Origin of the sequence: Flavobacterium sp. HJSW_4, from assembly GCF_042436695.1 — a bacterium.
Taxonomy (GTDB): domain Bacteria; phylum Bacteroidota; class Bacteroidia; order Flavobacteriales; family Flavobacteriaceae; genus Flavobacterium.
In genome coordinates this window covers 91,222-103,155 of sequence record NZ_JBHNPP010000004.1, presented here as the reverse complement: position 1 = coordinate 103,155, position 11,934 = coordinate 91,222, and the positions used below count along the sequence as shown (strand labels likewise).

Annotated in this window: 8 protein-coding genes; all 8 read right to left on the bottom strand. The window is 33.9% G+C overall.

Annotated elements, in window-relative coordinates:
* Positions 1-121: 121 nt before the first annotated feature.
* On the bottom strand, positions 122-538 hold the full coding sequence (locus ACE01P_RS05125; RefSeq protein ID WP_379694979.1) for a hypothetical protein: 417 nt from the start codon (positions 536-538) through the stop codon (positions 122-124).
* A 237-nt stretch (positions 539-775) separates the two neighbouring features.
* Positions 776-1,918 (bottom strand): cytochrome-c peroxidase, encoded by a 1,143-nt coding sequence (locus tag ACE01P_RS05120; protein ID WP_379694977.1) that lies wholly within the window; start codon positions 1,916-1,918, stop codon positions 776-778.
* Between the two features lie 179 nt (positions 1,919-2,097).
* Positions 2,098-3,576 carry a hypothetical protein gene (locus ACE01P_RS05115; protein ID WP_379694975.1) on the bottom strand — a complete coding sequence of 493 codons (1,479 nt, stop codon included), beginning with the start codon at positions 3,574-3,576 and terminating at the stop codon, positions 2,098-2,100.
* Positions 3,563-5,023 (bottom strand): RagB/SusD family nutrient uptake outer membrane protein, encoded by a 1,461-nt coding sequence (locus tag ACE01P_RS05110; protein WP_379694973.1) that lies wholly within the window; start codon positions 5,021-5,023, stop codon positions 3,563-3,565. Before ACE01P_RS05110 ends, ACE01P_RS05115 begins: the two co-directional genes overlap by 14 nt.
* Positions 5,024-5,027: 4 nt before the next feature.
* Positions 5,028-8,387, bottom strand: a complete 3,360-nt coding sequence (locus ACE01P_RS05105) for a SusC/RagA family TonB-linked outer membrane protein (RefSeq protein ID WP_379694971.1) — start codon at positions 8,385-8,387, stop codon at positions 5,028-5,030.
* 10 nt (positions 8,388-8,397) lie between these two features.
* Positions 8,398-9,501: a FecR family protein gene (locus ACE01P_RS05100; RefSeq protein WP_379694969.1), complete on the bottom strand. Its 1,104-nt coding sequence runs from the start codon at positions 9,499-9,501 to the stop codon at positions 8,398-8,400.
* A gap of 67 nt (positions 9,502-9,568) precedes the next feature.
* Positions 9,569-10,168 carry an RNA polymerase sigma-70 factor gene (locus tag ACE01P_RS05095; protein ID WP_379694967.1) on the bottom strand — a complete coding sequence of 200 codons (600 nt, stop codon included), beginning with the start codon at positions 10,166-10,168 and terminating at the stop codon, positions 9,569-9,571.
* A gap of 415 nt (positions 10,169-10,583) precedes the next feature.
* Complete coding sequence (locus tag ACE01P_RS05090) at positions 10,584-11,933, bottom strand: DUF3526 domain-containing protein (RefSeq protein WP_379694965.1); 1,350 nt, start codon at positions 11,931-11,933, stop codon at positions 10,584-10,586.
* Between the last annotated feature and the right edge of the window lies 1 nt (position 11,934).

Genomic DNA, 11,934 nt, shown 5'->3' with positions numbered 1-11,934 from the left:
ACATAGCGTTATTTTATGCATCGATGGAATTATAGTAATTTACGATTTTAATTTTACATAGGAATAAAAAAAATCCGTATCAAATACATGATACGGATTTTATATTGCTAATAAACAGACATTAAGCCATGTCTATTAATCCTCTTTTTACAACATAATGATCATCATTTTTTACCAGATAAAATTGTGCAGCAAATCCAGAAGGTTCTTCCATATAAGTTACGCTCACATCAAAATATCTTGAATTGCCTTTTTCTTCGTACCAAATAAAATCATCTAGAATGCCTAAATTCTGTGTCCATTCTAAATTGTTGATCCATTCTCTTCCTTCAAAAGATTCATCTTCGGCAATTTCATGAATCAAGTAATGATCGCGCCAAATGACATGGATAGATTCTTCCCAATCATCATAAACGTGATCTACTATATTTTTTGCATTATCCAATTCGCCTTTCTTTAAATAAGCGAAAAATTCTTCTACTAAATTCTGAACTTCTTGTTCTGTCGGTTTTTCTTTCCAAGTTTTAAGAGAGGCCATAACGTTGTTTTGATTAAGTTTTTAAATGGGGCTATTTTAAAATTTTTCTCGTTAAATATAAGGAAATTTAGGATGCTAAGGTTCTGGGATTCTAAGTTTTTCCGTACAGATGGATGTATTGCATAAAAAAGCTTTGAATCTAGCCTTAGTTTCTTTTAACAAAAAAGCCCATTTCAAAAAAAGAAATGGGCTTAACAAATTTGCAGATTTTGGGGCAAAAGCAAATAATTAACTAATTTATTTCGGCATTTCCGGTGTCATAATTCTTCTTGTTGGCGTGCTTAAAGTTTCGATAAAAGCTAGCAAATCAGCAATTTCTTCTTTGCTTAAATCTAATTTTCTAAGCATTGGGTCAACTTTTGGAATCAAAGAATCTCTTGCTGTTCCCAGATATTTCTTTTGAACTGGAGACGGATTTCCTAAATTATACAATTCTACAACATCCAATAAAGTTGGGAAATGTCCGTGATGCATCCACGGTTTTGTGTTTACGACTTCGCGAAGTGTTGGCGTTCTAAATTTACCGATATCTTTTACATCTTTCGTCACATTATAACGTCCGAAATCTTCATTTTTTGTTCCGAATAAAGTTTGTCCGTCATTATGAAATTGATTGTCGCTGAAGTAAGGAGTATTATGGCAATTGATGCATTGCGCTTTCGTTCTAAACAAATGCATTCCTTTAACTTGCTGATCGGTATAAATATCTGATTTTCCGCTTACAAACTGATCAAATTTACTTTTCGGACTATTAATTGATCTTTCGAAAGTGGCAATCGCGTACTGAATTCGCTCTAAAGTCACTTTTTTATCTCCAAAAGCTTCTGTAAATAACGAATTGTATCCTTTGATTTTCGCAATTTTATCAACGGCAATCGTCAGTTTTTCATTCATTTCTAAAGGATCTTGAACAGGAAATTGCGCCTGATCTTCTAAGCTTGAAGCACGGCCATCCCAAAATAGGGAAGTGGCATACGCCGAATTTAGAATTGTCATTGAATTTCGTTTTCCCGTCTGGCGATCGTGGCCAAAAGAACGCGTTAGATTATCTGTCCATCCCAATTCAGGATTGTGGCAAGAAGCGCAGGCAATTTGTCCGCTGCGAGATAATCTCGGATCAAAAAACAAAACCTTTCCCAAACTTTCTTTTTCTTTCGAATACGGATTATAAGCAGGATAAGGAACCGCAGGAAGCACACCAATATCTTGAAATTTAGTTTTATCGACGTTTTCGTTTAATTCCGCAGCAGGCCATTTTGAGGTATCTCCGCTGGAATAGAGTTTTCTTAATTCCTGAATATCGATGTAGTCAGGACCTTCCATACTTTTGTAAGCCGTTAAGCTCAGCAGGAATAAGATTGGGATGATTAGTTTTTTCAATTCTTTTTGTTTTTGTTTTTTTTCTTGATTTTGTTTTGAAGTTTCAGGTTTCAGGTTTCAAGTTATCCGAGAACGTGAAACCTGAAACTTGAAACCTTTTTAGCCTCCAAAAGCTTTGTCAAAGTTTTAAACTTTGACAAAGCTAGTTGTGACTGTCAACCGCGACTGCGACTGAATACTTAAAGCGTAACCTCCTTCGGACACGGAATACTTAAAGCCGCCGGTTTTGGATACGTTCTGTTGTTGTACATTCTATATTGTGTCGAAACTGTTCCTCCAAACAGTGCGTCATTTGTTAGTTTTAATTCAAATGAAATTTCATATAAACCATTGCTGATTTCTTTGTAGGTTCCTTCACCTGAAATAGCAATAACATGTGATCTTGATGGTACAGCTGCAGTTCCGGTAGTTCCAATAGTTATGTCCTGCGGAATTACTAAAACGGTTCCTTCAGTTTTGCTGTTTCCGTTTGCAGGGAAAAATTCTAAAGCAGACGTAATATTAAATCCAGGTGATATTGAAGCAGAATTATTTTCGTTAGAAAACCATCTTTTTAAACCAAAAGAGTTTACCGTATTGGTACCGCTTGCTACGTTAAATCCAATTTTGAAAGCATCGTGATAAATATCGTCGTTAGGATTTGTAGTTCCTCTATCGCTGTATAATATGGCATTAGGATCATCTTTAGTAACGATAACTGGGAAAGTTAAAGCGTTGAAAGTCTGCCAAGAACACGTGCCATTATTATTAAACCAATGTTCTCCGTATGTCAGATAAAATGCATTTGTCGGATCAGAGAATTTTGAAGCTGGATATGCCTGAACATCTCTTGGCGTTTTTATTGGTTTTGTGATAGTTAAGTTAATATTTCCTGTGGCAGTATAATTTGGAATGTTGATTAACGTTAATTTAGATTCGAATTGAGCATCGTCATTTTGTAGATCTTCCAAAAGAGTTAAATGATAATTTACAGAAGTTCTGTTATCACCATAATCATCATGAGTTAAGGAATATTCGAATCCGTTTTGGAATTTAAAAATAGTAGCATTTTCGATTTCTTCAGGGAAAAATCCATTTGGGTAATATACCTTAAAATCAATTGTTTCGCCTATTTCACCTTTTACATTGTATTTTGTTACGGGAAAGGTATAATTGGTTGCAATTGTTCCTAAATCAATCTTGAATGTATCATTAGGGTATGCCGAATTTAGGTTTCCAATATGAATGTCAGGATTAGAAACGGTTTCTAATTTTAGTGTAATATTTTGGCTTGCAGTCCATCTTTTGTCGAATGACACAAAAATAGTATCCGTCAATTTACTGCCTTGGAATGAAAGCTGATTAATAGGTTTTACACTAAAACTATCGCTTGCACCATTTGTTTCAGCACTAAAATTGGCCGTAACCGTTCCTTTTAAATTGCGTGTTGTTAAAGCTACAGGAACTTTTAATGTTCTTACTGCTTTGTTTTCATAAGTAGATTGTGGAACTAAATTTCCATTTATAGCTGGATATTCTAAAGGTGCATTGTCGGCTTTTACTAAAAAATTAAATCGCAAATGCGGCTCTATTTCAGAACCTAATTTATAATCATCTTTTGAACAAGAAATATATAATAATGCTATAAATAATATGCTGAATATCTTAATACGAGTCATTTTGCTGCAATTTTGGGTTAAGATTAATGTTGTCTTTTGGTATTGGCAGTACGTATTTTAACGAAGGATAAGTAAGACTGCAAACTGTAGCGATACAGCCATCATTTCTAGAAACATCTTTATGGTTTCTGGCAATATCAAAGAATAAAAAGCCTTCGAAGCATAATTCTTTTCTTCTTTCTAAAAAGATATTTTCTTTAAGATTGGTTGTGTTGGTTAATAAAGAAGCGTTGGCACGAGCACGAATGGTATTAATATCTGCCATTGCTAAATCTGCTCTGTTGGTTTCTAAGGCTGCTTCCGCACGAATTAAGTACATTTCGCTAAGTCTAAAAGCTACATAACCTGCATTGTCTTGAAATTTTTTGGTAAAGTTGTAATCAAGATTCATCTGTACGCCACCCACTAAGGTGTAAAGTGATTTTGTTAAGAACAATTGTTTTCTTAAATCGGCGCTTTCATATAGATTTATTAAATCATTTGAAGCCACATATTTTTGAAAGTTGGTTTCGTTAGTATAACCAAAAGTCTGTGCCATAGATGACGAAACATTTCCTTCTGTGTCTTTTGGATTAGCAAATTCAAGCAAAATTTCTGAAACAGGAAGATCTGCTTTTTCCCATTCTGAAACTAAAGTTTCTTTGCTAGTTAGCGTAACTCCAGAAGTGGTAATCACATCATTTGCTGTTTCGTAAGCATTTGCCCAATCTCCTTTTTGAAGATAAACTCTTGCCAGTAGCGCTTGGGCACTTTTTCTGCTAAAATAAGTATAAGCCGCTCCAGGTAGCAATGAGGTATCTGAATAACTATCTATAGCGTTTTTTAAGTCTGCAATAATTAAAGAATACGTTTCTGCAGCAGTTTTTCTTATCGGATATTTTACGCCAGATTTTATAGATTCTGTGCTGTACACAATTCCTAAATGCGATGCATCTGGAGTGTAACTATAATTCTGACTGTAAACAAGAGACAAGAGAAAATGTGTATATGCTCTTATAGATAATGCTTCTGCTTTTATTTGGTTTTTCTCTGCATCTGTAGCATCGGTTAGGGCAGGAGTATATTCTAGAATTAGATTTGCCTGATTTATGATATCATAACTGCTGTCATAAAACATATCGAAATCACTATCTGCAGCCGAATCATCAAAAGAATAAACCATTGTAAGATTTGATGATGGCGAAATTTGCCCTTTATTACCTCCTGTTGCAGTAGGACCATATTTTAAATTGCCACCCTGTAAATCAGCATAAACGGCATAGTATTCTGGTCTTACATTAGCGTCAACTTCTGTGTAAAGTCCCGTAAGTGCTTGCAAGACGCCTTTTTTGTTTTGCAAAAGCTCATCGATAGAAGTCTTTGTTCCTGGTTCTTGTTCTAAAAAGTCACTACAGCTCTGTAATGAAAATAGTAGAAAAAATATAAATAGGTATTTTGAATATTTCATGTTCTTAAAATTTAGCATTAACTCCTAACGAAATTGTTCTTGCCTGTGGATAGATATAACTATACTCTCGTATTCCGTTCATTCCTTTCGGACTTTTCTCTTTGTACCAATACGCCACATTTGTAGCATCTGCAAATACAGAAAGTGAGTCTAAGAAAGTATTCTTCAGTGGTACGTTGTAACTCAAATTAATATTACTGATTCTGATATAAGTCGCATCATAAACATATTTGCTTAAGTTAGGTAAAATTGGAGAAAGTGTTACAGCAGATTGTGTAACGTTATCTCCTGGATTTCTCCAATAATCGTATGCATTTACAGATAAATTTCGATTTGAGGTATTGTTATATTGGTCAATAAGAAGATTTGATGCTAAGAATTCACCTCCAATTTGATAATCTCCTCTAATAGATAAAGTAAGATTATTGTAAAAAGTAAAGGTGTTATAAAAACCTCCATAAGCATCTGCTTGTTTATCTCCAATTGGTTCCCAGTCTGCAATGGTGAATAGATCGTTGTACGTTTTAGCATCATAAACCTGACCATTTTTTTGAATCAGATCTCTTCCTGTTGCAGGATCTACACCAACCCATTTTACTCCCCATAAAGTTGAAGTACTGTAGCCAATTTTTTGTGCCAATGCAAGATTTGCCTGAGAATAATCGCTTCCTAAACCTTTTAATTCAGTCACTTTATTGTCTACTGTAGCGATATTAAATGCAGTAGTCCATTTAAAAGCATTGCTTTTTACCCATTTAATTCTTGTAGTAAGTTCAAAACCTTTATTGTACATACTTGCAGCATTTAATTGTACAGAATTATACCCATTTTCTGTAGGAATATCTCTGGTAGCAATTAAATTGCTTTTATCATCATAATAATATTCTAATGTTAGTTCGATTCTTTTGAAAACATTAAAATCGAATCCAGCATTGAATTTTGTATTTTTTTCCCAGCTTAATCGACCATTAGGTGTTTCACCAGTTGTTGCGCCAATAGAGCCATTGTAACCGTTTTGGCTGATATTGTAAATACCTTTCGATCTGTATGAACCAATTTTAGAGTTTCCTGTAGAACCGTAACTTGCTTTTAACTTTAAGAAGTCGATCCAAGAATTAGAACTTAAAAAGTTTTCATTACTAATAATCCATCCAGCACCTAAACCACCATTGTGAGCCACATCAGTATCATCTCCAAAAACAGAACTTTGATCACGACGGTAATTTGCCAATAAAAAGTAACGTTTTTTGTAGTTGTAATTTATTTGCGAGAATAAAGAAACTCTCGAATTGTAGCTGATTTCACTTCTGTAACTCTGTCCGTTTTTAGATTCGTCTACAACCGTATCAGGATTATCGTCTCTTATCGCATCAGTAACATTATTAATATGTTCAGGCTCTAAGAAACCTACACCAGATTTAAAATTAAAATCTGTTTTATCCTCAGCCAATTCAAAACCAACGATACCGTCAATTTCATTGCTTTCATTAAGTTTTTTGTTAAATAAAGCTTGACCTTGCCAATTCCATTTAGTAGAATTTCGCTGATTTATAACACGACGCCCCCAAGCCGGATAGGTAATATTATCCAACACAAAAGTTCCGCCATATTGACCACTTTCATTTGCCGCAGAAAAATAGCGATCTTGCTCTTTATCGGTATAATCCATACCAAAAAGAGTAGAGAATTTAATATTATCATTTAGTTTATAAGATAAATTTAAACTTCCCAAAAGACCAAAAGTCTGTGTTTCGTTTTTGTTCTGTTCAATCGCTGCCAAAGGATTTCCTCTGGTTGTACCCGTTACACCCAAATCGGCATACGAACCATCTGCATTATAAACTGCTAGTGTCGGAACATAAGCGAAGCCATAAAAAATATTAGGGGCATCTTTTTGTACAAAACTTGGGTTAAGCATTAAGTTAATGTCCAATTTTCCAGAGCTGTAGCCTAAATTAATTCCAGCGTTCAATTGCTTAGTTTCATTACCAACCTGAGGCTCATCAATTTTAGTATAACTAACATTGGTGCGGTAAGAGAATTTAGAAGTAGAACCCGAAACATTAAAATTGTATTTATTATAAATTCCCGCTCTGTTCAATATATCAAACCAGTCTGTGTTTATTCCGTTATAAGAAATAGGGACATAAGTTGCGGTAGTGTTTTTCATGTATTCATTTCTCAATTCGGTATATTGCTCTCCATTCAAATATTTAATTTGATTAATGGCAGAAGAAACCCCTAATTGATTAGAAAAACCAAATTGTGTCTTTCCTTTTTTTCCTTTTTTAGTAGTAATCAAAATTACTCCATTTGCTCCGTCAGCACCATAAATACCTACGGCTGCTGCATCTTTTAAAACAGAAATAGTTTCGATATTTTCAGGCGCAATTTTCATTAACGGATTGGCTAAATTTTCAGCATAAACTCCAGCTCCGTCAAAATCACCACCATCTATAGCAAATTCTTCACTCATTACAACACCATCAACAATAATAAGCGGTTGAGACGAAGTTCCTGTAATAGCACCACTCAAAGAAGATAAAGTACCCTGACCACGAATATTGATTTTTACTGGACCTCCAACGCCAGAAGTATTTTCAACCATAACTCCAGCAATTTGTCCTGTAATCATTTTATCAAAACTTTCAGAAGCCTGTTCTACAGCAATATCTTTAGCTTGTAAAGTCGAAATACTTCCAACAATTTCTTCTTTTAGTTTTGTAGTTCCATATGAAGATGTAATTACAACCTGATCCAATTCGTCTGTAACTTCTTGAAGATAAAAGACAAAATCTTTTTTGTAGCCAGCGGTTTGCGATTGCGATTCCATTCCTAAATAGGCAACTTCAAGAATTTGGTCTTTAATATTATCGCCTTTTAGTTCATAAGCAAATTTTCCGTTTGCATCCGTTATCGCGCCCATTCCAGTTCCGTTTACACGAATAGTTGCACCAGGTAGTGGCTGTCTATCTTTTGCGCTGTAAACCGTTCCTTTAATAACGCGTTCCGTTTCGGGAACAGCAGATTTAGATCTGTCAACAGGAGCAGCATTGGTCAATAAAACTTGCTTTTTCTGAATGTAGTAGGAGATCTCTGTGCCTTTTAATAGCTTCTTCAAAGCAACTTCTAAAGTGGCATCATTAACATCTAAATCGGCCAACTGATCCGTATCTATTTTTTTTGCATTATAAATGATTCTAAAATCACTTTGCTCTTCAATAGATTTGATAATTAGGCTTATAGGTTTGTTTTTTACGTGAATTGTAATAAGTTTATTCTGAGAAAATCCTTTAAATCCAGATATGAGTAGGGCTAAGAAAAACAGAATTTTTCTTAAAACGGGTTGTATCGTAAATGTCATGTTTATTTATTTATCGCGGATTGGTGATTGTAATGGTTTTTTGTTGAATAGAATAATTAAAAGGCGTGTCACGTTTTAGCAGGTCTAAAATGTTCTCGACACTAGATTCGCTGATTTTAATTGTACCTGTAAAATTCTGTCTGGCCAAATCAGAATTTTCGTTGATAATTTCAACATCATAAGTACGCTGAATAATTTTAGCGATTGTAGAAAATGGGGTGTCTTTAAAAGCAAGTTCGCCTTTTGTCCAGGCAGCATAAAAGGTTGGATCGACTTCTTTTAAGACCAGTTTTTTTGAATTATTCTGCCATGTCGCCATTTGGTTTGGCTCAAGCAAAATGGAGTTAGTAGGATTAACAGCTTCAGACATTTTAATACTTCCTTCAATTAATGTACTATTAACTGTAGGGTTTTCGGGATAAGCGCTCACATTAAATGTTGTCCCGAGAACTTCAATATCTGCCTGATTAGCATGAACTATAAACGGATGCGATTTGTCTTTGGCAACTTCAAAAAATGCTTCACCAGTTAAGTAAACATTTCTGTTTCCGTTTAAGCCAAATTGCTCCGGATAGCGCAAAGTTGTTCCAGAATTTAAACTCACAACAGTACCATCTGAAAGTTTAAGTTTGAAACGTTTTCCGTAGGGAATAGAAAGCGTATTATAAATCACTTTGTGATCCTGAACTTTGCCGAAGTAAATAATTTCAGTCGGAAATTTTTTGGCAACCAAATCGCCTTTGTCATTTAACAACGTGGTCTGAGTTTTTCCTGAGAAATATTCCAGACGGCCGTCGCCTAATTCTAGAACAATTTCTTTTGGAGTTTCAGATTTACTGTTAAATAAGTAAATAGTAGTTCCTAAACCCAAAAACAATAAAAAAACAGCAGCATATTGTAAATACTGTCTGATTTTGTTTTTTGATTTCATTTGGATTACCGGAACAGTTTCAATAGATAAATCACAAGAAAGAGTGGTTAATGCCCAAATCTTCTTAGTTTTTATAAATTGTTTTTTATTTTCTTCCGATGCTTCGATCCAATCAAAAAGTGCCTGAACTTCTTGTTCTGAAGCTTCGTTAGAAAGGTATTTATTTATTATTTCCGATGTCATATATGCTTTTTAAAACTTCTCGCCATTATAAGTACACCTCAGAATTAAAATACCCTACCCTTTATTCTTAATTATTATAAATAAGGATAAAAATTAAGAACAAATAATCAGATAATTTAGTCTTTAAAATCTTCAAAGCCTTTGTCATATGGGCTTCTACAGCTTTTAAAGTAACTCCCATCTCTTCTGCGATTTCTGCATTTTTTTTATTTTCAAAGCGTTTTTTTATAAAAACTTCTCTGGTTTTTGGTGGCAGATCGCTGATAGATTCCTGAATTATACGTTCTAATTCGGTTAATTCTAAAGTGTCAAACTGAATCGAATTTAAAACTTCGATATCCAATTCTCTTTCTTTGTGGTTTAATAGGTCATTTTTGAATTTATCCTTCACTTTATTATGACGGATTAAATTCAAGCATTTTGATTTGGAGTAAGTAAACAAGAAAGCTTGAATTCCGTTGATAGATTCTATTTCTTCTCTACTTTGCCATAGGTGTAGTAAGGCTTCCTGAGCAAGATTTTCAGCTTCGTCCTGATCGTAAATAAATTGGACGCTGAAAGACTGGATTCTCCTAAAGTATTTATCGTAAAAAAACTTGAATGCAGTTTCGTCTCCTTCCTTAAAGGAATGGAAAAGATCTAATTCGAAACTGGCATTGTTATTCATTAAAACAAATTTACTTTGAAGAAAGCAATATTAAAGTAAATTTTAAAAACTACTCAATTTTGCTCAGAAAGCGGCAAATATAAAAGTTTATTTATATTAATTCTAAATAAAATAAAATTATTGAGTGTTTCCGTAAAATTTATTCAGAAAAGGTTTCGTTTGGTTGTATTTTAACCGCAATTTTTTTACCGCAAAGGGGCAAAGGACACGCAAAGCACGCTAAGTTTTTTAAACGTAAATTGCGAAATTTATATAAAATCTCAAAATAACTCTTAGCGTTCTCTGCGTATCCCATTGCGCCCTTTGCGTAACTCTTAGCAGTGTAAAAACAAAAAACGCAAAGTCCGCAAAGCTTTGTCTAAAAAACTTTGCGAACTTTGCGTAATTCTTTGTGCCTTTGCGGTTAAAAAAAAACTTAAATAATAACTTTTCTATTAAAATTTCGCCATCCAAAACCAATCAATAAAAGACTAAAAAGCAGTAATGGTAAAAAGGCTTTCATAAAACTCGTTTCAGAGTTGTCTTTGAAAGTTTCAACTTTAAAATCTTCCCATTTTTGTTGATCTACAGGCGCATTGTCGAATATTTTCGGGTAAAAATGAAGACGCAGTTTTTCGTGAAATTTTGTCGTTTCCTTTAAAAATAAAAGCTGATTTCGTAAATCAGATTTTGCAATTTCGTTTAACTGAATTTGGGTATGAAGCGTTGGAATAAACTGCGCGATTAATTCACCTGCACGGTTTCGCTGTTCTAATTTCGATTCTAATTCTTTTGACTGAACCGCCGATTCGTCGTCGCCCATTTGCTGCATCGCGTAGTACCAAAGCCAACTGAATTCTTCATCAGGAAGCACATAATTTTTAAACTGCGGATAGTGTTTGTAGAATTTATCTACCGTTTCTTGTTTATCCATATCCCATTTTTCATGGTAGGCATTTCGCTGCGTAAGTGTCAATTCTAACGCCTCAGGAACTTTATATTTATTAATGATATACGTATTGATTCCGGCAGGAAGAATGATAATAAGAAACAACCAGATTGTCAATAAAATAACAGCATTGAAGTTTGAGTTTTTCTGAAGTGAAACAATGAAAAAACAAACCGTAAACCAAAACAAAATGTACAAAACAGATAATCCGTAAAATACGAAAAACGATTTATCAAGCGGAATTTGTAAAAACAAAACAGCAACCAAAAGAATTAAAGTCAAAAGTGCGATCAAACTTAAAATTCTAACATAGAATAGTTTTAAGATGTATAAAAAAGTATTCGGACTTTGTACTGCGACGATTTTCCAAGTTCCAGATTCCTTTTCTTCAGAAATAATATTATACGAAAAAGCAATAATCAAAAGCGGAAACAAATACAAAAGCACAAAACTAAAATCGATATTTCCTGATAAAAGATTACTCGGATTATTGAGTTCAGAATCGTATTTCTGACCTTCTAAACCACGGATCGTAACGTTTTGAATAGAAGGATTTACATCGCGCTGTCCGATTGCTAAACTATTAATAGGCAACGTATTGTTGACCAATGAAAACTTAATGTAGTAGAGTAGGAGCCCAATTTCATCTTTATGAAAAGCGGCATTTCTGGCAATATGTTCTTTTTGATAAACAGTTGCTTCGGTAATATTATTTTGTTGTTTTTCCTGAAATTGATGACCAATTAAAAGGCTTATAAAACCAATAATCAATAAAAAAAGTAATCCAATTTTGGTACCTTTTGAGCGTATAAAATTTTTAAATAAGAGTACTAACATA